The following is a 23566-nucleotide window of genomic DNA, read 5'->3' as shown; positions in this document are numbered from 1 at the left end:
TAACAGAATCCATGAAGAAGAATTATATAAAAATTGCAGCATTCAGCTTAGCCCTGATGACCATGACGGCGGGCTGTAATGATTTCCTGGAGCAGGAGATACCCGGCAAGCTCCCCGTGGAAGAGTTTTACGCAACAGATGAAGATGCTCTCCAGGCCACTACTGCCATCTATGACATCATGCAGGCGCACTACAACACCGCCTGGAGCAGTATTTACATGGTGAAGACCATGCCGTCAGATGAAAGCAACGCCTCAGGCAGTGGACCCGGTGACCAACCCGCTTACCAGACCCTGGACGATTTCAACTTTGACAGCGAGAACGATGCCGTGAAATGGGGCTGGCGCTTAACCTATGCCGCTATCTACCGGGCCAACAAGGTGATCAACAATGTTCAGCCGGAGACAGAGTTGCGCAAGAGACTCATTGCCGAGGCCAAATTCCTCAGGGCCTTCAACTACTTTGAACTGGTTTCCCTCTGGGGCGATGTTCCTTTGGTAACCGATGATATCCCGATAGAGCAATGGACCAGCACTGGCAGAGCCAGCAAAGCCGATGTATATGCCCTGATTCAAAAAGACTTACAGGAAGCCATTGCAGACCTGCCTCTAAAAAGTGTCTACTCAGGCGCCGACCGGTTCAGAGTATCCAAAGGATCGGCGCAGGCTTTACTTGGCAAGGCCTTACTCTATCAGCAGAAATGGGCAGACGCTGTTACTCAGTTCGAGGCGGTGATCACTTCTAACCAATATCAACTAGAAGAGTCTGTGGGTAAGGTATTCTCCAAATCCGGGGAGTTTGGCAAAGAGTCTTTGTTTGAAATCTCTTACATAGAAACCCAAAGCTATGACTGGGGCAACTTCCCCTGGGGCGGACAACCTGAAAGCAACATTCACCTCCAGTTAATGGGGCCAAGAAGCGACTTCTACGTGAAAGCGCCTTCAGACTCTTTGATTGGCGGCTGGGGCTTCAACTCTCCTAAAGCCAAATTATTCCAGGCCTTTACCGCTGCCGGCGATGTGGAGAGAAAACGTGCCACCATTATGTCTGAGGCAGAACTGAAAGCCATGGGCGGCAACTGGACCACTACCAACGCCTATGACTACGAAGGCTACTTCCAGAGACGCTATGGTACGTTCAGCACGCAAACGGCAGGTCCGGTGAATGAATTGAACTACGGCACCAACTGGCGCATGATCCGCTATGCAGACGTTCTCCTGATGGCCGCCGAAGCCCACTACCGGGCCGGCAACGAAGGCAAAGCACAGGAATACCTGAACATGGTAAGAGAGAGATCTGAGTTAGACCCTATTACCCCAAGCGGATCTGCCTTGTTTGATGCCATTGTGCGGGAAAGACAACTGGAACTTGCGTTTGAAGGCTTCCGCTACCTGGATCTGGTACGCTGGGGATTAGCCGACCAGGAACTCGGCCCATTAGGCTACGTGGAAGGCACGCACAACCTTCTGCCTATTCCGGGTGAGGACATCAGAACCGCTGGTCTATCGCAGAACAATGGCTACTAAGAAGCTTTGTAAGTTCTCCTAAAGAAAAAGGGCCCGTCATTTTTTTGGCGGGCCCTTTTTCTTTAGGAGAACTATCTGCCAATCAATGACGCCAAACCAGGAAGTTTTCCCTAAGCACAATTATTTCACCAGATATGCAACCATCCTTCTGTTTTCTGGCTCTTCTAGATAAATGGGCAAAGAAACGCCCTTCGCATTTATGAAAAGCAGTTACCTGGCAATGGCAGGCCTTCTCCTGATGGGCTGTGAGCATACCGAGAATTTTACTTCCACAGAGCAACAGACCTCTGCCAACCAGCAGCAGACTGAGGCGCTAACATTAGCCCTCCAGAAACCGGCCACTACGCAAGGTCTTACGCTTACCCTGCAGAAAGCCGAGGACAGCCGCTGCCCCATGAACGCGATGTGCATCCGGCAGGGCTCTGTGATTACGCAGGTACAGGTGAAAGATGCCCAGGGCAATAATGCCACTAAAATCCTTTACCTGGGCGATGCCTTGACAGCCCCTGAGAACCGTGGTGTGCGCAGCGCCGACACCGTAAACGTAGCCTTGGGCAGCAAAACCTACCGCTTGATTTTAACCGAGGTGCAGCCGTACCCCAATACCTCTGACCCTAACCCGGCAGAGAAAACGGCTAAGATCTCCGTCACTGCATTATAGATTTTTTTGAGGGTTGTTTTGAATGGGTGAGCCCGTGGCAAAAGCTGCGGGCTTCACTTTTCTGGCGCAGCGTAGTCTCTGTTTTGAAGCCAATTCCCAGAAAACAGTCTTGAAACGGAGAGCCTACCGCTCGTACAATTCCAAAGGCAGATTGTCCGGGTCCGCGAAAAAGCAGAAGCGTTTGCCCGTGTGCTCATCCACCCTTATCTCCTGAACGTCCACCCCATGGTCCAGCAAGCCTTGTCGGGCTTCTTCCACGTTGTTTACTTCAAAAGCCAGGTGCCGCAGACCGGCCGCCTCGGGGTAAGACAAACGGGCGGGTACATCGGGGAAAGAGAATAATTCCAGCACGTACTGACCGTTTAGCGCCAGGTCTGCCTTGTAGGAATTCCGCTCGGCGCGGTAGATTTCCTGCTGCAGGCTAAGACCCAGCACCTGGGTGTAAAAGGCCTTGGAAACTGCGTAATCTGTGCAGATCACGGCAATGTGGTGGATGCTTTTCAACTGGATCATGGGGCAAAGGTACGCATTGCCTCGGCCAAAGAAAGGCGGGACAAAGCTCTATATCGCCCGATGCCTTAAAACCCGTACCCGATCCGGATGCCGGAGCTCACTTTCTCGCGCTGCTGGAATCCGGTCACAAAATCTACCCGGAAGACTTTGAACAGGTGCTCCAGTCCCACACCTAGCTCCAGGTAATGCCCGGCGGCAGCGGTGTGCAGGTAGTTCACGCTGCCCACTTCCTGCCACTTCAGCTTACGGATGAGCGGCAGCTTGTTCAGGATAAAGCCGTTGAAATGGTGGCTGTAGTGCGCCTCCACGTACGTTTTCTGGGTACTGTAGCGGTAATAATCCAGCAACTGGAACCCGCTGAAATCGCCGGACAGGATGGTGCGGTTACCCGAGAAATGCCGGAAATCCATGAAGTACAGCTGGTTTTTCCGCCAGAACGTGCCCACGCTGGCCGAGTAGCTGCTGGTGCCCAGCAAGCCCAGACTCAGGTCATCGCTCACGCCAAAAGAAACGAAATCATAGTCCACGTCGCTGCCCAGCACCCCGGAGATGCCTTTGCGGTAGGTGAGATTGAAAAGCGGCCATTTGGACCCGAGGTTGATTTTCCGGTCCGGGTGAGAAATGTACTCGGCGCCCGGCCGGTACGTCAGCCGGAGAACCGCCGTGAGCGCCTGGTGGCGGGGGAAAACGGTGCTGCCTACCTCGGCGTTGTACGGGTCGTTGGGCGTGAATTCCCTAGAGGCTCGGTCCCGCACTACGTAATCGGTGGTGTTGAAGAGCATCTCGCGCTGGGCGTACTCGGCCTGGAACGTTGCGGAGAGGCCGTTCACCAGTTCGCGGTTGTGCCACAGCCGCAGGTAGCTTTTCTGGTACAGTTTCGCGTAATTCTCCTTAAACAGCAGCGTGTAGACGGTGTTCACAAACGGCGTAATGGGCTCGGCCTCGTTGAGCTGGTTCACAAAGCGCCCGCCCTCAAAACCCGCCGAGCGGCGGTTCACCATATCGTACTGGAACGAGGCCGCGAGTTTGGCCTGGGGTTTTTCGTTGCTGAACCCGTAGCGAAGCGTGGGCGCGATGGTGTAGCGGCGGCGGTCCTCAAAGCGCTTGGTGTACTCTATCTCCAGGTTCGCCACCAAACCTTCCACGGTGTTGTACTGCCAGATGCGCGTAACGGGCTCAATGCTGAACGACGTGCGCTCAAACGAATTCTGGTACGAGTACCCCGAGAGCAGCAGATCTGAGGCGCTGAATTTATTGTTCTTCCGGTCCAGAGAGTCTTTGTAAGGCTTGGACTCCTTGATGACCTGCAAGCTGTCTTTGGTATGGTAATCAGCCACCTCTTCCTCAGTGAGGGGCACGGGCCGCATCTCGGCCCAATACGAACTGTCGCGGGTGTTGGCAGATTTCTCAATCAGCAGCACCTCTTTTTTCTTGAAGTACTCGGCATCGGGTACGCCGTTGGCCGGCGGGTTATCCCGAAGGGCTTTCCGCTCTTTCCGGCTCAGTTTGGGCGATGGGGCTGCCGCTACTACCGGCGGACTCACAACTTGAGCGGGAGCTGTTTCCGGGGCCGCCGCCGGTGCAGGTTCCGGTTTCACAAACGAGGCCGGTTTTACGCGGTATTTGCTGTAAACAGCCATAAAATAGCCGTTACCCCTGAAGCCGTAGCCTTTTACATCAAACGTGAATTTCTGCGATTGCAGCACCCACACGTTGCCCGCTACTGGCATGAACTGCTGCGTGATGCGCAACGTGTCCACAAACTCAATCTGCTGGTCTTTGGTCACGTACAGGTTGAGGCTGTGCAAGCGCCAGGATCCGTCCACAATGTATAAATGGCCCGCCACCACGGGGTCCGTCTTGCGCTTGGGAATGACTCTGATGCGGTGCACCAACCGCCCGTTGTTCTGACTGCTGCCCACCAGCTCGTAGTTGTAAAAGAACATGGCGTTGTTGGCCAGCGGCGAGACAAACCCGCGCTCGTTCACGCCTTTGGCCTTGAGCAGGTTCTGGTAAAAATTCACATTGAACTCCGAGGCCTGGTTATAGCTGAACGCCCGGCTACTGCCGCTCACTTTGGAGGAGATCATCCGCTCGCGGTACTTACCGGGCTGCATAAAACTCAACTCCGATACTGATTCTGACAGGTACAGAATGCCCGGTTTCAGCCCGGCGGGCACTTTGATGATGCCCAGCAAACGTTTGGGCATGTCAATGAGGCGCTGCAAGCCTTTCACGTACACCTGGGCGGTGTAGGCCTGCACTTCCTTTAAATGGTACTCGCGCTTGGCAATGACCTGCTGCATGATGCCGTAGGCCGGGTCTTTGCCGCTGAGGCTCACGCGCACCTCGTTGAGGTTGTAGACATCGGGCTGCAGTTGCACGTTCAGCACCAGGGGCGTAGGTTTCTCCTCTTCAGGGACCTCAATTTCACGGGTCTGGCTTTTGTAGCCCACGTACTGGAACACCACCGTGTACTTGCCCGGCTCCACGGTGAACTGGTAATCGCCGTGCTCATTGGTGGTAGACCCCGTAGTGGAGCCCTGCAGATACACCGTCGCGAAGGCCAGCCCTTCGTTTTTCTCGTTCGTCACCCTGCCTTTCAGAGTGCCCGCCTCGGCCCAACTCGCCAGCAAAAAGCAGAGCCCGAAAACCAGCAAAGCAACGTTGTGTCTGGAAGAACTCAGGAAAGGCAAGCGAGAAAACATACACAAAGGGGTTTTGCTAGGTAACGAACTCAGGCCCAGTTCTCACATAAGGTTCTGACCCAAATACGAAGGAATAAGCCAGAAAGTAACTTTTACAAGTAAGCGAAGAAGCATTGCTCAGCCAAAAACCGAAAGCCATTTTCGGCCTGTTTTCCCTTAATGATACCTAAAACGCTCAGGAGGTTGCCTGCGCCGCCTCTTGTTTCTGCAACTTCCTGCTGTACTGCATGTTCAGCACTACCCCCAACAGCACCAGCGCGATGCCCAGATACGAGTACAGATGGAAAGTTTCCCCGAAGAACACAAACCCCAAACCCAGCGCGTACAGGATCCCGATGTAGTTGAGGTTGGCCACGCGCGCCAGTTTCTCCACCTGGTACGAACGTGTCATGAAGTACTGGCCCAACTGCGTCAGAATGCCGGTGAGGCACAGCCACAGCCAGTCCAGTCCGCGCACCGGCACCCAATCAAAAAAGCAGAAAATGAGTGACAGCGGCAGTGACACCAACGGAAAGTAAAAGACGATGACCAGCGGATGCTCCGTCTCGCTCAGTTTTCTCACGGAATTATACGCCACCCCCGACAGAAACGCACTCCCAATACCGATGAGCAGGTAATACAGCGAGATGCGCGTATCCACGCCTTCAATCACCAGCACGCCCGAGAACGAAACCAGGAAGAACACCCACTGCCACGGCGCCACTTTCTCTTTGGCAATAAATACGCCCAGCAAGGCTGTGAAAATAGGCGCCAGGTACTGAATGGTCACCGCCCCGGCCAGCGGAATGTTCTGCAGCGTGGTGTAAAACATCAGCAATGAAAAACCGCCCGCCAACCCGCGCAGCACCAGAACCGGCTTCCGGTTACCCCACGGCGAGACCTTCGCCCGCCGGATCATGGCATAACTCAGCATCAGGGAGATGATGGACCGGAACAGCACCACTTCCATAGGCGGCAAATGCGACAGAAACTTGACGCACACGTTCATGAGCGCAAAAAAGAACGTGGAAAGCAGCATGAACTGAACACCCTTGGTCATGGCGGGAAGCGGTAAAAATGAGGCCGCAAAGGTCGGGCTTTTTTACCAGATCGCTAACCAGATTCAGAGATAACGGTTTATCGGCAGGCGCAAAAACTTCTGTTTTGGGGCTGTTTTGGGTAAAACAGCATTGAAATAGGAGCCATAGCCCAGATCAGAAAGCTGTTTGTTCAAGCTATTCCGGTTCTTGCTGTGCTGCTTCCAGAATGGCCTTGAACTCAGAGATCACCACCTGATTGAACCGCTGGGGTTCCTCGAAAATGAGAAAGTGCGCCGATTGCTCAAAGGGATAAAATTTCTTGTAGGGCGTTTGTACCCGCTGGAAATACTGCTGCACCAACGGGAAGGGCGTGTTGAAGTCTGCTCTTCCGGCCAGAAACACCACGGGCACCTGCAAGGAAGGGGCCTGCTCCAGGAAATTGATTTTCTTCTCGTCCTCGGCCAAGTGCCACGCCGAGAACCCCGAGCCTTTGCCGTACCGGATGAGATCACCCAGGGTATATTCCCGGGAAAACCAGAGATCGAAGATGAAGTCCCGGTAGTGACGCTTGGCTACCCGCTCGCCCCCAAATTTCAGGAGCCATTTGCGTTGCTTCACCACGTCCCACAGGTGCTGGTACTTTCCGTTCACGGGCGGACCTATCGTTTCCAGTTCCTGCAAGGCTTTGGCGTGATTAAAGGTTTTGGCCTGCTGCAGCGTGTAGTCATAGGAAAGCCGCTCACCTTCAGCCGTATGCACCACCTGCCCTACACCCAGGTACGCGTGGTACTTCTCGGGATGGCGCTTCACCAGTTCAATTCCCAGCACGGTGCCCCAGGAATGCCCCACCAGAAAGATCTTGTTTTGTTTGAACCGATGGCGGAGGTAATCGGTGAGTTCATCGGCATCGGAAAGGAACTGGGCTAGGTTCATGGAGGCCTCTGGAATGTCTTTGCTGTATGATTTAGCCGTGCCGCGTTGGTCCCAGTACACCACCGTGAAATGCTGCTCAAGTTCGGCGTTGTACTTCCGGAGCATGGCCGTTTCAGAGGCACCCGGTCCGCCGTGCAGGAAAAGCAACACCGGTTGCTGCACCGTATCCACTCCCCTGATCAACAGCCACTGCGGCCAATTGCCCAGCGGCACGGTTCTCATCTCCGCGATTCCCTGCCGGGCCCGCTTACCATCACTGGTGCGCATGGGCGCAGTGGAAACGCAGCCGTTTAGGAAAAACAGCCCCAAAACAGAGAACAGCACGAGCCGCAAAGCCAGCATCCGCCGGCGAAGAAAAGTAAAGTTCATTGCCTTTCGATTTCGTTAAACCGAGGCAAGAATAGAGAAGAGCCTGCAACGGAGCGTCGCAACGGGTAGGATGCGACTCATTTGACCCAAGATTTGAGCTGCATTGCTACTTGCCGGCCGGTTCCAAAGGCGTTTTGCCGTACTCTGAGGGAGTTTGCCCCGTGAACTTCTTGAAGGCCCGGTTGAAGGATGCTTTGGAGTTGAAACCAGCCTCCAACGCCAGGGCCAGCAACGTAAACCGCTCGTGGTCTCCCCTGGTCAGGCGTTCTTTTACCTCCTGCACCCGGTAGCCGTTCACAAAATCAGCGAAGTTCTGCCGCGCCTGCTCATTGATCACCTGAGATAATTGGTTCGGGGACACGCCCATTTCTGCGGCCAACTGAGCCAGCGTAAGCTCAGGATTCAGGAACGGCTTTTGGGCTTGCATGTGCGCCTGCAACTGCCGCCAGTATGCCTCACTGGCTTCGGCCTGCAACCCAGATTTCTGGTATTTCCCCTGAAGCAGAGACTCCGGATTTTCTACCACCGGAGCGCCGGAATCTTGGCTTCCCTTTTCGAACGAAGGACGTGGCTCCGGATGATTCGTGAAGATGAGCGTCTGCCGGAACCCGAAATACGTGATGCCAATCACCAGCACCGCCGCCACGCCATTCACCACCAGGTCTTCGCGCTCAGTCAGCCAGCTCAGCTGTCCGGTATGGAAAAGAAATTGACTCACGCCACCCAGCAATACAATCGCCAGAATACAAATGGCCACCACTTTGAGCCAGTTCAACTGCAGGTGCACGGGATAGGAAAAGTACTCCTGCTCATTCTGTTTCAGCTTTCGTAGTTGCACCAGAATAAGGCACATGTAACCGCCCACGCTGATCAATTTAAGCAGAGTCAGCCCGCCCCGTAAGGTGTCTGAAAGCGGCGCCAGCGACCCTTGCCAGACACTGGGCAACACCAAGGCCAGGTGCAGCAAAAACGGAAGGAAATGCCAGCTTTGACGGAAGCTCAGGTTGAAGTCGCGTTCGGTAAGGGCTTTGGTGTAAAACCAGAGCAACACGCCCTGCAGCAACACCGCCGCACTGCTCAGCTCCAGCAGGAAATGGAAAGGCTGCCGCTGCTCTACGTAAAATCCCACCAAGTGCAGCAAAATCACGCTTAGCCAAGCGATTAGCCAGCCATCATGCCGTTGCTTGCGTGGCTTACCGATCAGCAGGGTGCCCGCAAAAAAGACCAGAATTCCGCTGATTAGATAGAGATGCTCCACTTGCTTGCTTTTACAAACCCAGTATAAGCAAATTTCAAATTTCACAGCTCCCAAAAGAAGAATTCCACCTCGTATTTTTAGGTGGCGCGCAAACCCAAAACTCCTCAATTTTGTTCTTTCAGAGCCACCAACGTATACCGCACCGTGTTCCAGCCCAAGAAAAAGAAAGTCTACACAAAAAAAGAAGCGCTGCCCAAGATTGCCGCGTACTGCGCCTACCAGGAACGCACCCAGAACGAGGTACGCGCCAAACTGTTGGACTACGGCCTGGACCTGGACGAAGCCGATGAACTGGTCATTCTCCTCACCCAGGAAAAGCTGCTGGACGAGGAACGCTACGCCCAAGCCTTCGTGCGGGGCAAATACGGCCTCAAGCGCTGGGGCCGCCGCAAAATCCAGCTAGGCCTCAAAGCCAAGGGCCTCTCTGACTACTGCATCCGCAAAGGCCTCCAGGAAATTGATCCGGATGTCTATTGGAACAATCTGTTGCACCTGCTGGAAAAGAAAAACGCCACAGAAGGCCAGCGCAACCCCATGGTCCGCCGGCAGAAAATCCAGTACTTCCTGCAAAGCAAAGGTTATGAACTGGACCTTATCCAAGACGCGTGGCGGGTACTGGGCTTGGGTTGATTGATGTGCTAATTTCTTAATGTGCTGATGTGCTATTGTTCTGAAACAATGCTTGGAAAATGAAGTGAGGTGATGTGAAGATGTTTTGCGAATCAATCGTTTTTGGCCTTTTCCCTGAAAAGAAGCGGTAAAACACCTAAGCATTTCTGGCGCGAGACTTCAGTCTCGTGACTACAGATGTAGCGAGTCTCCAGACTCGCCGGGAACCACTTCCTTCCTGATGCACTATGGCGCGGAAGTTACTTCCGTGCCTTTCTTTTGTAGTTCCTTTGCAAAACCGGTAATTATTTTGCTCAGCACCCCATTTCGCTGCTTTCGCAGCGAGGGTAGTCAGGAGACTACCCGCCATCCGTAGGCATGAGTTACAAACTCGCGCCAGACAAGTTTAGGTTGCCTGGTTTGTTTTAATCTGACCGGCTGATCAAACAAGGAACTATCTTTTCTTCTCTATCGGCGGGGCAGCCATGGTTTCGCGGGGCATGAGGTAGACGCGACGACCGGTCATATTTTCTAGCATCGGCTTCAGGATTTTCTCCGCATTCACGGAGGTCTGTTTCAGGATTCCACTGCTAAGAGCCGCCTGCTTCACGTTTTCCTCAGCATACTTATAGCCTTCGTCTACCAGATCCGCGTCCTGGAAATAGGTGTTCTCCTTACTGAAAACCTTGGATTGCGTGTGGTCCACGCGGTAGTAGCAGATCTCCGGCGCGGGCAAGCTCACGTGCAGCACTGAATCCCCGATGAACTGCAGATCGCTTTCCTGTAGTTTCTGCAGGTCAATGCAGCCCACCGCCTCGCCCCCTACAATCAAGGCCACTTTGGAATCGGGCAGAAAGCGGGAGACCTCTTTCTTGTATTCTACCACGTCTTTGAAGTTGTAGCGCACCAGTTCCAGTTTGCCCATCTCCTCAATCTTGGTGAGGATGGTGTTGTGCGTCACCTCCACGGCCGGTTCCTCTTGGGGGTTCAAGAAATTCTTGACCGGTATGAGCAGGTAGCGCCACGCCAGACCGGCCACAATCAAAAGCAAAACCCAAGGAATCAGTTTACGGAGCAAAAAGAGTAGACGCATTGAGCAAAGATTGTTCTCTTTAAGTATAAGCGAAAATTGTTCCGAAAGTTACTTTTTCTGTTTTTAACATGCTTTTGAACATCCAGGGAATAAACAGCGAGTTTGAGGGAATTTGTACCTTTGTTGTCTGGCTCGAGTAAAATGAATAAAGAATTAGTTTGTAAGGGAGTGCTGTTTATAGGTTGGTTAGCACTACAGGCCTTTTTGTATAACTATTTTGGAGTTAGAATTGTCTATGATAGTCATCGGTTTATAGAATTTACCACTCAATTGGTACAAGAAAAACCTATCACTAACCCACACGTGCTGCGGTACCTAGGTTACCCATTTTTTTTGTTTCCTTTCTTCAAACTTGATTTATCATTTCAGTGGGTGATATTTGCACAAGCCGCAATTTCAGGATTGGCGGGAGTAATGCTTTACAAGGCGGCAACTACCTTAACGAATAATCACTGGACTGCCACCATAGCTACGGGTTTGTTTCTTTGGAATCCTGACTTACAAGCCTATAATTGCTATATCCTAACAGATTCTCTTTTTATTAGTTTAACGACCATCTGTCTTGGTTTTACCTTAATACAAAAAAAACGCTTCCTGTGGTTTATCTATCTTGGAATGATAGCTTGGGCCACGTTGGTAAGACCTAATGGATTTTTGGTACCCATTACTCTTGCCATTTACACTCTATTAGAGAAAAAACCATTTGCCTATCTAGATAGATGGATATTGGTAGCATTAACCGTGGTAGCTTGCGGGGGGCTCATTTGGGTGATAGATCGGTTTCTGCTGCCCACTTTTGGATTGATGCATACCTATGAACGGGGAGACATCATATTCGGGTATTATGATATTTTGCTCAATAAATACCACCAACCCCAAATCCCCCCAGTCTCCACTTCACGACTGCAAGAACTAGGATGGTTCATAGTTAAAAACCCATTTTATTTTTTAGGGGTAGCTTTACTTAAAGGCTTCTTCTTTTTGATCCATGCCAAACCCTATTACACTCTTGTTCACAATGTTCTAATTGTTGGGTTCTTACTGCCTCTGTACTATTTTGCTTGGATAGGTTGGCGGCAATTTGATCTTACAAAATCCCAGAAATGGTTACTGCTTATCCCGTTCTTGCTCCAATTAGCAATTACTATGCTCACCATTGAAGATTGGGATGGCCGATGGCTATACCCTGTCTTGCCACCGATATTTTTATTGGCGGCTATTGGGTTTCGCTCATACCTTTCTAAGGTTATAAATTCATCGTTACGTGCAAAATAGTCAATTGCATTTTTGGTCTTCTGCCCAGAGTATTCGCATAGCAGGTATAACATTCCTCCCATTTGTGGTTTGGGGACTACTGCAAATACTGCTTTATCACAAATTTGGCGTACAGGTTCCTAATGATGCCAAGTTCCGCTACATTCCTTACGCACAAAATATTGCCCAACACTTTTATTATGACATGGGGCAGGATATAAGGTATGCTGGGTATACCACCATCTTGGCCGCGTTCTTTAAAATTAATCTTCCCTTCTCGTATATAGTTGGGTTTCAAATCCTCCTTTCTGGCCTGGCTCTTTTCTTGGTGCAGCGCATAACATTGGTTTTGACTAACAACAGGGTTTGTGCGTTTGTAGTAGCTCTTTTAGTGGCATCATGCCAGGACATTCACCAATGGAATTTTTATATTTTAACAGAATCTATTTTTACAAGCGCCTTCATTTTTTGCTTTGCCACATTAGTCTTGGTAAAGAAACGGATGTACCTATTGCTCAGCATACCCCTATGGCTTTTCACTTGCACAATAAGGCCTAATGGCTTCATCATAGTAGCAGCAGCCGCCGTGTACTTCATTAGCTCTTACTACAGGCAGGCTACACTGCGCCAGCGCCGTGCTCTTCTGTTACTCACCAGTATTACAGGCATTGCACTTTTAGGTATTATTAATAAACTATTAGGTCCTTTCACATTGGTAGAGACGTACGCTCGGGGCGAAGTAATTTACGGCACCTACTATTCTGATCTTACGCCTCCTGGTTCTTCTTTTTTCTACCGCCTTACTCCTCCTACCACTTTAGAAATGCCACCTGCTAATTCCTCGGCTTTGCAGAAGTTATTCTTATTTTTTTGGCACAATCCACTTTTTAGCCTCAAACTAGCCCTAGCTAAGGGCTTCACCTTCTTGGCATTCGCCAAACCACATTTTTCCAAAGTACATAACCTGATTATTTTTTTCACGGTGTACCCATGTTACTACCTGGCCTTCAAAGCATGGCGCCAAAATTTCAATTCGCCTATCATTCTTTCACTTTTTACCATAATAAGCTTACAGACTATTATGGTAATGTTTACCGTGGAAGATTGGGACTGCCGTTTTACTGCACCAATTCTGCCGTTTATCTTTATCCTAAGTGGACTAGGTATAAAATGCTTATGGGGAACAAAACTTCCCATCCAGGACAAGGTGAATACCAAGTGAGTAGACTATAACTTTGGCCAATCCAGCCCGTACCGTTGCGCGTAGCCAACCCAGCCTTGTTGGCCGCCGGTGTGCACGGCAATTAACCTAGTGCCCTCAAGAAAATAGTCTTGCTTAATGAGGTCAAACACGCCGTACAGCATTTTTCCGGTATAGACTGGGTCAAGCAGAATGCCGTGCTGCGCGTGGAAATCTTGGATAAACGTAAGTAGCTCCGATTTGTGCTTGGCGTAGCCGCCGAAGTGGTAGCCTGTTTGCAGTTCCCAGTTCTGGTAAGTTTGTCCACTGTACGCTTGTACTAAATCCGTCACGTCCTTTTGCAGGAACTCCCCACCTTTCAGCGCAGGGAAGCCGAGGATGTGGCCTTTCCCCAACGCTCCGGCGATGATCCCCGCCAAAGTGCCACCCGTCCCGGCAGCTACACACAACACATCCCAGCGCTCCGTTAGCTCGGTCACAATCTCAGTGCAGCCTTTTACAGCCAGCGGGTTGGTGCCGCCTTCGGGGAGCAAGTACGGTTTTGGGGCTATTTTCAGGATTTCGGCCTGGAAATGGGGCTCGTTCCGGAGGCGGTAGTCTGAGCGGGAGAGATAGCGCAGTTGCATACCGCAGTTGGTGGCAAATTGCAGCGTGGGGTTCAAGGGCAAGGTCTCTTCGCCCCGGATGTAGCCGATGGTGGCGAACCCGAACTCCTGCCCAGCGGCAGCCACGGCGGCGATGTGGTTGGAGAAAGCTCCGCCGAAGGTGACCAATGTCTTGCAGCCTTGCTCCTGTGCCGCCTGCAGGTTGTATTTCATTTTCCGCCACTTGTTGCCCGGAATGCCAGGGTGCAGCAAATCTTCACGCAGCACAGACAAGGTCACTCCTTTTTGGGTGAGCAGCGGATCTGAAAGGGGCTGAAGCAGAACGGACATACAATGTATTTATAACGCAGAACGCCCGTTCCAAGCCTGTTTTAAGAAAACAAGCCAGAAACGGGCGCTGTAATTCAGGTGAACTAAACGTTTGTTGGTCTGCGGCGGAAGCCGTACGCAATGGCCCCGATCACGCCGGCAAATACCAGCAAGGAAGAGATCAACGCCACGGTGTTACCCAGGCTGTACTCGTTCGGTTCAAACTTGAACTCCACCACGTGGTTACCGGCCGGCATGTTCATAGCACGCAGGATGTAGTTGGCCCGGAAATGATCTACTGGTTTGCCGTCCAAGTAGGCTTGCCAGCCATCTTCGTAGTAGATCTCAGAGAACACCACAACGCCCGGTTGCGCTACCACAGCCGTGTACTTGAGGTAGTTAGGCTGGTACTCTATCAGTTTGATGATGGAACCGGTGGTAGTGTACCGCTGCGGCTTCACGTTCGGGAACTTGGAGACGTCCACAATGGCTTCGTGCTTGGCGTCAATGCCTTTGAGGGCAGCCAGTTCCTCGTCTGGGGAGTTCACAGTGCGTACTTCGTCCACGTACCAGCCATTGCCCAGGTACCCCGGAATGATCTGCACTGGGTTCTGCTCCTGTCCCGTGATGGCGTATTTGGCGTTGAGCATGTTCAGGACCTGAATGTTGCCTTGGGCAATGTGCTGCTCAATCACATCCTGGTAGCGGCGCAGCTTGGCTCCGTGGTACCCGCCAATGGATTTGTGGAAGTAAGACGTACGGGCCTCGTTGAACGGATTGGCCACGTTGTACACCCGATAGCTCAGCTCTTTGTCTTGCAGAATGATCTGGTCGGCGCGGGTTGGCTGGAAATAGGTTTTGCTGTAGTCTTTCTGGAAATCGTCGTTGTTGAGGTAACGTTTGTCTACTGTCCAGAGGTCTACCAGAATCAAAAGGCCAATCACGGCAGTAGCCATGAACGAGGACATTTTCTTTCCGGTATAGAAGTACAGCGTACCGGCGGCCAGTACAATGAAGATCAGAGACCGTAGCGCATCACCGCGGAGCATAGAGGCTCTATCGGCACGGATGGCTTCTATTGGATACTGGTATTGCGCCAGTTGCTCGTCTACTGCTCCTACGTAATCAAAGGTACCGCTCAGCAGCACCAGCAGCAGGCAAAGTCCGCCAGTGGCACCTAACGCGTACAGGATTTTCTTCTGCAGGTTTTCTACCGGCTCGTTCTGGATCACGCGGCACAAAGCCAGCACGGCCAGCAGCGTCATGGTTACCTGGGCAATCACCAGGGCCATGCTTACTGCCCTGAACTTGTTGTAGCCCGGGAAGTAATCAAACATGAAGTAGTTGAAGGCCTCAAAGTTCTTACCCCAGCTTAACACAAACGATAGAATAGTCGCGCTCAGCAGCCAGATCCAGAGGCGGCGTGGCGTTACCAGCAAGCCCAGCACAAACAGGAAGCAGACAATGGCGCCCATGTACACCGGACCGCCCACAAACGACTGATCTCCCCAGTAGAATGGCATGGTGGCGTTCTGCAACTGTGATTCTGGCACGCCGCCCTGCACCAATTGTTTGTAGGTCTCGGAGTCTTTCTCCAACGGCCCCTGCGAGGCTCCGCCGTAGAAGTTTGGCACCAGTAAGGTCATGGTCTCGCCCACGCCGTAGCTCCACTGGAAAGCGTATTCGCGGTCCAGACCGGTTCCTACCTCGGCGGCATCTTTGCCCTGGGTCAATTCAGAAGCTCCCCTGATGGAATATTTGCCGTACTCCGCGGTGGTGTAAATACGCCCGAAACTCACGCCAGCCGCTAAGGCAGCGCCAATGGCCAGAAGCACGGTGCGCTTGAAGAAATCTGCTATTCTACCTTCCTTAGCCCAGCTTACCAGCTCCACAATGCCGAAGATGAGCACGATCATGAGCAGGTAATAGGTGATCTGTAAGTGATTGGTGCGGATGTGCATGGTTAACCCGAAGGTGAACAGCGCCGCCCCAATCAGGAGGTTCTTGCGGTAGGCGTACCACATTCCTGCCAGCACCAAGGGCAGATAGGCAATGGCCAGAGACTTGGTGTTGTGCCCGGCCTCCAGAATGGCGAAGTTATAGGACACGAAGGTGTACGCGATGGCTCCTACGGCTGCCAGCATCGGCCGGAGGCCAAATACCACAAACATGATGTAGGCGCACAGCAGCGTGATGAAGATGTTAGAGGCTACCAACGGCAACCCGGCGGTGAAGAGCGAGTGCACGTACTGGAACAAATCACCGGAGAACTTGACGCTGATGAGGTAGGCTGGCATACCGCTGAACATAGAGTTGGTCCAGAGGGCTTCCTCACCGGTTTTCTCCCGGTAGTCGGCAATCTCTTTGGCGCCGCCCTGGAACTGCACCACATCATGCTGCATCAGAGATTTGCCATCGAAGAAAATAGGAGAGAAATAGGCTACTACCAGCAGCAGGAAAAATAGAAGCACCAGCAGGTGCGGCAACACTTGGCGGTTGAAATCTAGTTTAGAAGAGGCCATGAGGTTTGATTGCAATAAAAAAGCCCGATGCGTAAGGCATCGGGCTTGAAAGATACTCAGTTTATTTCACTTCTTCATAATCTACGTACTCGCCGCCGGGGAAGTCTTTACGCGGTCGCTTGTCTTCGGGCACGTAGGCTACCTGTACCTTACAGCCTCCGGAAGAAGACTGGCTGCGGCTCTGCTGCTGATATTGCTGGTTATACGGCTGCTGCTGGTGCGGCTGCCCCTGAAAGGCTGCGTATTCCTGAGCCTTGCGCATCTGTTTCTGGACGAACGTTTTGAGTAAGAAGCGGATGATGTACGGCATTAAGAACCGCATCAAAAACATCACCGCCAGCATGATCAAAATAAATTTCACTAGGCGTTGGGGTTTGGTTTGAAATAAAAATCGCCCCCTTGGTATTGGTCTATCTCCTGAGGGCTACAGGGAGATAACGTATGACCACCGCGTAACGTGTACACGAAGTAGCCTAAACGGGTTAAAATCTCTACCACTGCCCGGCGGTTCTCTGTGCCGTTCAGCTCTGTTTGAATCAACGGTTTGTGGCGTTTTATAGTTTCCTGCAGGTGGGCAAACACCTGGTGTTCATAGCCTTCTACGTCGCACTTGATAAAGTCCAGCCGGTCCAGATCAGCGAATAACTCGTCTGGCACCCGCATTTCTACCTGGTAGGTCTGGGCGTATTCCTCTTTGGCCGAGCTGGCGATTTTGGTCATGCCGTGGTGTACCAGCCCGTTTCTTACCGGCGTGCCCATTTCAATGGTGGTGTTCTCGCCGCCCAGCGCGTAGGGCAACAGCATGAGGTTGTCAATGCCGCTGGCCCGCACGTTGTCTCGCCAGATGCGGCCAAACAGTGGCACCGGCTCCACGGCCAGCACTTTGCCGTTAGGCCCGGTCAGTCTGGACAGGAACGTGGAATAATAGCCCAGATTCGCGCCGATGTCTACACACGTAAACCCCGGACGGATGATTTTGCGCAGGAAGAACAGCTCTGGGTACTTTTCACGGCCCCGGCCCGAGCCTACCATGATGATGTACATCCGGCTGACCAGCCTGAGATAGCCCTCAAACCCGAGCGCCTTGACTAATAATTTGCGGAGAAGTTTCACGCAGTAAAGTTCTGCAATCTGGGGGGAGAAAACAAAGGGGTGCGTTTTGGATGTGTTTTGGGGAAAAGAGGCGAAAAAAACAGAAACACATTTTTGCTTTTAGTCCACTCTACCTAACATCTATTGAGAAGTTTTGTCCAGTTACTCAGTATGGCAACTTGCAAAAGCTTGTAAATCAATAAAAATATTTATGTTTATAGATATTCCCAGCAAAGAACTTACTTTAATTACATTTATCTTATCCCCAAAAACCTGATCTTAAAAACTAACCTATTATATAAAGCATTTGCTACCAAATGAACAGGACACTCCTACTTCAAAAAACGATATCAGCTTCAATCAAATTAACTGTATCATTCTTCTTAGCTGTCTTTGTACATAGCACCCTCCTGGCACAAGCACCTGTCTTAAAACAGTGGGATAAACGCTACGGTGGCAGTGATTGGGATGGTTTTGAATCTATTATCTCTACTCCTGATGGAGGATATCTGGTTGGAGGCAGATCCAGGTCTACTAATGATGGTGACAAAACTGAACCAGAAACAACAAAGGGCGAGTTTGATTATTGGGTGGTCAAGCTGAACGCAGATGGAACAAAAGCTTGGGACAAGACCTACGGAGGAACACGTAGTGACAATTTAACAGCGCTTACCACTACTTCAGACGGAGGCTATTTACTAGGAGGATACTCCTTTTCATCCATTGGTGCTAACCGCACCGAAGACTCCAGAGGGAATGGTGATTTCTGGATAGTTAAGATCAATGCTACTGGCACAAAAATCTGGGACAAACGCTTTGGCGGTAATGGCAATGATCTCTTGTCCTCTTTAGTTTCTACCCCAGATGGAGGCTTTCTGGCAGGTGGCAGTTCAGATTCCAACATAGGTGGCGATAAGACTGAAAACTCAAACGGTCCAGGAGACTTCTGGCTTTTAAAATTGACTGAGGATGGAACAAAAGTTTGGGATAAATCCTATGGAGGGAGTAACGCCGATGAGATTATTTCTATCGTTCCAAGCCAGGACGGCGGGTATCTTCTGGGAGGCTGGTCAAACTCAATGGCTACGGGTAGCAAATCAGAAAACACCAAAGGCAGATACGATTATTGGTTCGTAAAGATAAACTCAGACGGAACCAAAGTTTGGGACAAATCCATTGGAGGGGCTCTTAATGAATACTTATTCACCCTTACCCCAACGCCAGATGGTGGCTACTTAGCAGGAGGAGTATCTGAATCAGGGGCTGGGGCAGACATAACTGAGAACTCAAAGGGTAACCTTGACTATTGGGCTGTGAAATTGGATGCCACTGGCAATAAGAGCTGGGATAAACGGTTTGGCGGCACTGGCTTTGATAATTTATACAGCCTTATTGTTACACCAGATGGAGGTTACCTATTAGGTGGGGTCTCAGACTCAGGGGTTGGCACAGATAAAACAGAACCGACCGTGGGCAGTTGGGACCATTGGATTATCAAGCTTGATTCTAATGGAAATAAACTATGGGACAAGACCATTGGCGGAGACGGGCCTGAAGAATCTACAATTTTGGTTCTAGCTGAAGATGGCTTTGTTATTGGAGGCACCTCAGAGTCTGGAGCAACGGGTGATAAAACGAAAACCTCAAGAGGAGACAGAGACTATTGGATAATAAAAATGGGAGTGACTCCTGTTTTAGGCGTAAAAGATCATAATTCCTTTGAAAATGCAAGTACCTCTATTTTTCCCAATCCAAGTAATGGGAGCTTTACCCTTGCCATAGATGGCATGAAGGATACTACTAAAGATATTCTGGCAACCCTAACCAATAGCCTTGGACTACCTGTGTTAGAACAGAAAATTAGCAGAAGTCAGGCACAAAAAGGTATTCCTATTTCAACCAAGAATTTATCTAAGGGAGTATATTATCTTCAATTAAAGATTGACAGCAGTACACTTACCAAAAAGGTAGTAATAGAATAACCGTTCTGAGCTTGCTGGAAACTAAGCTATAATCATATACAACTTCTCCATCATAGCCTCTTGAGCCTAAATACCTTGGTAATTCTGAATACTTTTTAACTTAAGGCAACTATATAGGCTATGAGGTAAACCAACAGGCCTCCAAAATTGCAGAAGATAACTTCATCATTTTATAGGAAAGATTTTCTTTCGTTGCCTTATATTTATAGTCCGTTTTCTTGTTGGTTTTCAGGTATGGCTTTTCTCAGAACAAAATCGGTGCTTTTTGGCTGCCTTACGGCAATGGTATGCTGTTTCTCCCTGTTAGGTTGTGAAAAATCAGGGAGCAAGAAATCATTGTGGAGCGGAAGCGATGAAGACGACAAGGAAACCGTAGCGATTCCGGCTTATTTTACCGCAGACAGCGCCAAACGACTGGGCGTAAAGCTGGACTCCCTGTTCCGGTATTTCCACAAGCGCAGGGGCTTCAACGGGGCGGTGCTGGTCACCAAGTATGATAAGGTAATCTACAAAGGAGCCTTTGGCTTCGCCGATTTCTTCCGGAAAGACACCCTCACCACCGAGACCGCTTTCCAGTTGGCGTCGGTTTCCAAGCAGTTCACGGCCATGGCCATCATGATGCTGAAAGAAGAGGAAAAGCTCAGCTACGAGGACAGCGTGCAGCAGTACATCCCTAATTTCCCGTACCACGGCATCACCATCCGGCAGCTGCTCACCCACCAGTCGGGTTTGTCTAACTACACCTATTTCAGCGACAAGCTGTGGCCAGACCGCAACAAGAACCTCACCAATGAGGATGTCCTGAATTTGATGGCCACGCATCAACCCAAGCCCTACTACCAGCCCAATACGCACTTTGATTACAGCAACACCGGCTACAGCCTGCTAGCCTCTATTGTGGAAAAAGTATCGGAGAAGCCTTTCGCGGAGTTCCTGCGTGAGCGCATCTTTGAGCCGCTGGAGATGAAGCACACCTTCACCTACAGCCCAGACGTAGCCACGCTTACCGGGCAAATCGCCACCGGCCACACCCGTTTCCGGCAGAAAAGAACCACCGATTACCTGGACACCGTGCTGGGCGATAAAGGCGTGTACTCCACCGTAGAAGACCTCTACAAATGGGATCAGGCGCTATACACCCAAAAGCTGGTGAAACGCGAAACGCTAGACGAGGCGTTTACGGGCGGAATTCTCAAAAAGAAGAAAAAACAGACCGAAGATTACGGCTTCGGATGGCGCATCCGCCCCATTGAGAACGGCGACACGGTGGTGTACCACGGCGGCCTGTGGCACGGCTTCTCCACCTACCTGCTGCGCAACACCAAAGAACACAGCGCCCTCATTGTGCTCAGCAACCTGCCTAACGGCAGTTTCAGTTTCCTGCATGATATCCGGCAGTTCCTATACCCGGCCCACCCAGACAGCGCCTCCAAATACAAGAATCAGGGCACGTTGGTGAGCATGCATCCGTAAAAGAAGCTCTCTGTATTTCGGACCTTGTTTTCTTAAATATCAATCAAACAAAAAAGGCCCTGCTTCATCAGCAGGGCCTTTTCATTTCATGCACAAACCTTACTTCAACTCGAAGGTTTGCTGCAGCTTGATGTTGTCTGAGGCGGTACCAATCATCAACTGGAACTGACCGGGTTGAGTGATCCACTCCAGGTTGTCGTTGTAGAAGGAAAGCTTCTCAGCATCAATGGTAAAGGTGATGGTTTTGCTTTCGCCGGGTTTCAGGGCTACTTTTTCAAAACCTTTCAATTCTTTCACCGGACGTACGGGCTGGGCCACCACATCACGCAGGTACAGCTGGGCCACTTCCTCGCCGGCTACTTTACCGGTGTTGGTGAGCGTGAACGAGGCCGTGATGGTCTCGCCTTTGCCCATGCTTGGCTTACTCAACACCAGGTTGCTGTAGCTGAAAGTGGTGTAGCTCAAGCCGTGCCCAAACGCGTATTGCGGGCTTTTCACCATGTCAATGTAGCCGGAGCGGTAATTGGTGTCCTGGTCGTTCTGGCTCGGGCGGCCGGTATTGTAGTAGTTGTAATAGATAGGAATTTGGCCTTCGGAGCGCGGGAACGTCATGGGCAGTTTCCCGGACGGGTTGTATTTGCCGTAGAGCACATCGGCGATGGCGTTTCCGGCCTGGCTGCCCAGCCACCAGGTGTAGGCGATGGTAGGCACATGCTTAGCGGTCCAGTCAAACACCAACGGGCGACCAGCCATAATAAGCACCACGACCGGTTTGCCGGTGGCCTGGATGGCTTTGATGAGTTCTTCCTGTACACCGGGCAGATGGATGTTGGCGCGGCTCTTGGCCTCACCGCTCATATTGGCTTGCTCGCCTACGGCCATCACCACCACATCGGCTTGTCTGGCCACGGCCAAGGCCTCCGCGAAACCGGCTCTGGAGGTATCCTGCACTTCGCAGCCTTTGGCGTAGAGCAGTTTGGTGTTACCGGCCTGGTTTTGCATGCCCTCGTAGAGCGATACCAGCTTGTCTTCCTTGCCCCAGTCAATAGACCAGAAGCCCTGCATGTCTTTCTCAGCTTTCACCAAGGGGCCAATTAACGCCACAGATTTCAGGTCTTTAGAGAGCGGCAGCACCTGGCCTTCGTTTTTCAGGAGCACGATGCTTTTGCGGGCCACGTCGCGGGCGGCTTCCAGGTGCTCTGGTTTGTTGAGGGTTTTCTTCTCGCGTTTCTCATCGCTGAAGCGGTAGGGATCATCGAACAGCCCCAGCTCAAATTTCTTGCGCAGGATGCGGCGCACAGCATCGTTGACCAGTTCTTCTTTTACCTTTCCTTCGCGCACCAACTGGGCCAGGCTGCTGATGTAGCTGCGGCTTTCCATGTCCATATCGCTGCCGGCGTTCAGGGCCACCTCGGCGGCGTGCTTGTTGTCCTGCACGAAACCGTGGGCAATCATCTCGCCTATAGAACCCCAGTCGCTCACCACGAAGCCCTGGAACTTCCACTGGCCCTTCAGGATGTCGCGCTGCAGGTAGCTGCTGCCCGTGGCTGGAATCCCGTTGATATCATTGAACGAGTTCATAAACGTGGCCACGCCGGCATCCAGCGCAGCTTTGAACGGCGGCAGGTACACTTCGTGCAAGGTGCGCAAACCCATCTCCACGCTATTGTAATCCCGACCGCCAATAGCGGCACCGTACGCCGCGAAGTGCTTCGCGCAGGCCATCACGGCATCCACGTTGCCCAGACCTTCGCCCTGGAAACCCTTCACGCGGGCTCTGGCAATAAGCGAACCCAGATACGGGTCTTCGCCGGCTCCTTCCATCACGCGACCCCACCGCGGATCACGCCCAATATCCACCATCGGCGCAAACGTCCAGTGCAGCCCTGAAGCGGCAGCCTCAGTGGCGGCAATGCGGGAACCTTGCTCAATGGCTTTCAGATCCCAGCTGGCGGCCTCGGCTAGAGGAATAGGAAAGGTCACGCGGTAGCCATGGATCACATCCTGCCCAAACAACAGCGGAATCTTGAGCCTCGACTGCATGGCGGCATCTTGCAGCGCTCGGGTGTATTTCACGCCGCGCACATTCAGCATGGATCCGATCTTGCCTTGCTTTACATCCGCTACTTTGTCGCCGGAAGCGGTGATGGGCCCGGTGGCATCCTGGTCGCCGGTGTACTGGTTCAGCTGGCCTACTTTTTCCTCCAGGGTCATTTTCTGGAGCAGTTCGTTCACCCGCTGATCAATGTTTGCGGTGTTCACTTTGGCGGGTTTCTTCTGCGCCATGGCACCGGAGCTGAGCAGCACCGCCAAAGCCAGAGAAGAGAGTTTTAGTTTCATTGGTTTAATGTTATATGCTTTGATGTTCTTTTAGCAAGCTTGATTGTTTTAGCCGATTAAGCATTCCGTCCCCCTTCGAAGGGGGGTAGGGGATGACAA

Annotated in this window: 18 protein-coding genes; 7 read left to right on the top strand and 11 right to left on the bottom strand. The window is 51.6% G+C overall.

All coding sequences use genetic code 11. The annotated features are described in order from the left end of the window. Positions 1 to 11 precede the first annotated feature (11 nt). Positions 12 to 1526, top strand: coding sequence for a RagB/SusD family nutrient uptake outer membrane protein (locus JT719_RS13890; RefSeq protein WP_207433924.1), 1515 nt, complete (start codon positions 12 to 14; stop codon positions 1524 to 1526). Positions 1527 to 1725: 199 nt separating this feature from the next. Further along, the gene (locus JT719_RS13885) at positions 1726 to 2187 is read left to right on the top strand and encodes a hypothetical protein (protein ID WP_207433923.1); all 462 of its coding nucleotides are present in this window, start codon (positions 1726 to 1728) and stop codon (positions 2185 to 2187) included. 123 nt (positions 2188 to 2310) lie between these two features. On the opposite strand, the gene gloA2 is transcribed toward JT719_RS13885, so the two are convergent. The 5 genes from gloA2 to JT719_RS25535 all read right to left on the bottom strand — a co-directional run bounded on the left by gloA2 (position 2311) and on the right by JT719_RS25535 (position 8987). Next, the gene (gene gloA2 / locus JT719_RS13880; RefSeq protein ID WP_207433922.1) at positions 2311 to 2700 is read right to left on the bottom strand and encodes an SMU1112c/YaeR family gloxylase I-like metalloprotein; all 390 of its coding nucleotides are present in this window, start codon (positions 2698 to 2700) and stop codon (positions 2311 to 2313) included. Between the two features lie 65 nt (positions 2701 to 2765). After that, entirely contained in the window at positions 2766 to 5408 is a 2643-nt protein-coding gene (locus JT719_RS13875; protein ID WP_207433921.1) for a DUF5686 and carboxypeptidase regulatory-like domain-containing protein, read from the bottom strand. Between the two features lie 175 nt (positions 5409 to 5583). Then, entirely contained in the window at positions 5584 to 6447 is an 864-nt protein-coding gene (locus JT719_RS13870; RefSeq protein ID WP_242693247.1) for a DMT family transporter, read from the bottom strand. 175 nt (positions 6448 to 6622) lie between these two features. Then, positions 6623 to 7729, bottom strand: a complete 1107-nt coding sequence (locus JT719_RS13865; RefSeq protein WP_207433920.1) for an alpha/beta fold hydrolase — start codon at positions 7727 to 7729, stop codon at positions 6623 to 6625. Between the two features lie 106 nt (positions 7730 to 7835). Beyond that, a complete protein-coding gene (locus JT719_RS25535; protein ID WP_207433919.1) occupies positions 7836 to 8987 on the bottom strand; it encodes a helix-turn-helix domain-containing protein in 1152 nt (383 codons plus the stop codon). An 81-nt stretch (positions 8988 to 9068) separates the two neighbouring features. Between JT719_RS25535 and JT719_RS13855 the strand changes: the two genes are divergently transcribed. Continuing rightward, complete coding sequence (locus tag JT719_RS13855) at positions 9069 to 9617, top strand: regulatory protein RecX (protein ID WP_341350765.1); 549 nt, start codon at positions 9069 to 9071, stop codon at positions 9615 to 9617. 433 nt (positions 9618 to 10050) lie between these two features. Here the strand turns inward: JT719_RS13855 and JT719_RS13850 are convergent, their stop codons facing one another. Further along, on the bottom strand, positions 10051 to 10689 hold the full coding sequence (locus JT719_RS13850) for a DUF4230 domain-containing protein (protein ID WP_207433918.1): 639 nt from the start codon (positions 10687 to 10689) through the stop codon (positions 10051 to 10053). A gap of 141 nt (positions 10690 to 10830) precedes the next feature. Here JT719_RS13850 and JT719_RS13845 point away from each other — a divergent pair, with 141 nt between their 5' ends. Next, positions 10831 to 11964 (top strand): glycosyltransferase family 39 protein, encoded by a 1134-nt coding sequence (locus JT719_RS13845; protein ID WP_207433917.1) that lies wholly within the window; start codon positions 10831 to 10833, stop codon positions 11962 to 11964. Continuing rightward, positions 11954 to 13165, top strand: coding sequence for a hypothetical protein (locus tag JT719_RS13840; RefSeq protein WP_207433916.1), 1212 nt, complete (start codon positions 11954 to 11956; stop codon positions 13163 to 13165). The genes JT719_RS13845 and JT719_RS13840 overlap by 11 nt, the downstream gene beginning before the upstream one ends. 5 nt (positions 13166 to 13170) lie before the next feature. Here the strand turns inward: JT719_RS13840 and JT719_RS13835 are convergent, their stop codons facing one another. The 4 genes from JT719_RS13835 to JT719_RS13820 all read right to left on the bottom strand — a co-directional run bounded on the left by JT719_RS13835 (position 13171) and on the right by JT719_RS13820 (position 17693). After that, positions 13171 to 14079, bottom strand: coding sequence for a 1-aminocyclopropane-1-carboxylate deaminase/D-cysteine desulfhydrase (locus JT719_RS13835; RefSeq protein ID WP_207433915.1), 909 nt, complete (start codon positions 14077 to 14079; stop codon positions 13171 to 13173). Positions 14080 to 14162: 83 nt separating this feature from the next. Continuing rightward, on the bottom strand, positions 14163 to 16580 hold the full coding sequence (locus tag JT719_RS13830) for a YfhO family protein (protein ID WP_207433914.1): 2418 nt from the start codon (positions 16578 to 16580) through the stop codon (positions 14163 to 14165). A 61-nt stretch (positions 16581 to 16641) separates the two neighbouring features. Further along, positions 16642 to 16941, bottom strand: a complete 300-nt coding sequence (locus tag JT719_RS13825; RefSeq protein ID WP_207433913.1) for a DUF4834 family protein — start codon at positions 16939 to 16941, stop codon at positions 16642 to 16644. Further along, positions 16941 to 17693, bottom strand: coding sequence for an FkbM family methyltransferase (locus JT719_RS13820; RefSeq protein WP_207433912.1), 753 nt, complete (start codon positions 17691 to 17693; stop codon positions 16941 to 16943). The genes JT719_RS13825 and JT719_RS13820 overlap by 1 nt, the downstream gene beginning before the upstream one ends. 296 nt (positions 17694 to 17989) lie before the next feature. Here JT719_RS13820 and JT719_RS13815 point away from each other — a divergent pair, with 296 nt between their 5' ends. After that, on the top strand, positions 17990 to 19654 hold the full coding sequence (locus JT719_RS13815) for a T9SS type A sorting domain-containing protein (protein WP_207433911.1): 1665 nt from the start codon (positions 17990 to 17992) through the stop codon (positions 19652 to 19654). Between the two features lie 234 nt (positions 19655 to 19888). Further along, positions 19889 to 21127 carry a serine hydrolase domain-containing protein gene (locus JT719_RS13810; protein WP_242693246.1) on the top strand — a complete coding sequence of 413 codons (1239 nt, stop codon included), beginning with the start codon at positions 19889 to 19891 and terminating at the stop codon, positions 21125 to 21127. Positions 21128 to 21226: 99 nt separating this feature from the next. On the opposite strand, the gene JT719_RS13805 is transcribed toward JT719_RS13810, so the two are convergent. Further along, entirely contained in the window at positions 21227 to 23467 is a 2241-nt protein-coding gene (locus tag JT719_RS13805) for a glycoside hydrolase family 3 N-terminal domain-containing protein (RefSeq protein WP_242693245.1), read from the bottom strand. Between the last annotated feature and the right edge of the window lie 99 nt (positions 23468 to 23566).

The organism is Sabulibacter ruber (assembly GCF_017355955.1).
GTDB lineage: Bacteria > Bacteroidota > Bacteroidia > Cytophagales > Hymenobacteraceae > Nibribacter > Nibribacter ruber_A.
The sequence above is the reverse complement of the archived record's forward strand: the minus strand, read 5'-3'. Positions and strand labels throughout refer to the sequence as shown.

Excerpts from the sequence above, each read along its gene's own strand:
- JT719_RS13815 (WP_207433911.1), top strand. The coding sequence starts at position 17,990 with ATGAACAGGACACTCCTACTTCAAAAAACGATATCAGCTTCAATCAAA.
- JT719_RS13835 (WP_207433915.1), bottom strand. The coding sequence starts at position 14,079 with ATGTCCGTTCTGCTTCAGCCCCTTTCAGATCCGCTGCTCACCCAAAAA.
- JT719_RS13870 (WP_242693247.1), bottom strand. The coding sequence starts at position 6,447 with ATGACCAAGGGTGTTCAGTTCATGCTGCTTTCCACGTTCTTTTTTGCG.
- JT719_RS13885 (WP_207433923.1), top strand. The coding sequence starts at position 1,726 with ATGAAAAGCAGTTACCTGGCAATGGCAGGCCTTCTCCTGATGGGCTGT.
- JT719_RS13850 (WP_207433918.1), bottom strand. The coding sequence starts at position 10,689 with ATGCGTCTACTCTTTTTGCTCCGTAAACTGATTCCTTGGGTTTTGCTT.
- JT719_RS13865 (WP_207433920.1), bottom strand. The coding sequence starts at position 7,729 with ATGAACTTTACTTTTCTTCGCCGGCGGATGCTGGCTTTGCGGCTCGTG.
- JT719_RS13845 (WP_207433917.1), top strand. The coding sequence starts at position 10,831 with ATGAATAAAGAATTAGTTTGTAAGGGAGTGCTGTTTATAGGTTGGTTA.
- gloA2 (WP_207433922.1), bottom strand. The coding sequence starts at position 2,700 with ATGATCCAGTTGAAAAGCATCCACCACATTGCCGTGATCTGCACAGAT.
- JT719_RS13805 (WP_242693245.1), bottom strand. The coding sequence starts at position 23,467 with ATGAAACTAAAACTCTCTTCTCTGGCTTTGGCGGTGCTGCTCAGCTCC.
- JT719_RS13875 (WP_207433921.1), bottom strand. The coding sequence starts at position 5,408 with ATGTTTTCTCGCTTGCCTTTCCTGAGTTCTTCCAGACACAACGTTGCT.
- JT719_RS13890 (WP_207433924.1), top strand. The coding sequence starts at position 12 with ATGAAGAAGAATTATATAAAAATTGCAGCATTCAGCTTAGCCCTGATG.
- JT719_RS13810 (WP_242693246.1), top strand. The coding sequence starts at position 19,889 with ATGGCTTTTCTCAGAACAAAATCGGTGCTTTTTGGCTGCCTTACGGCA.
- JT719_RS13830 (WP_207433914.1), bottom strand. The coding sequence starts at position 16,580 with ATGGCCTCTTCTAAACTAGATTTCAACCGCCAAGTGTTGCCGCACCTG.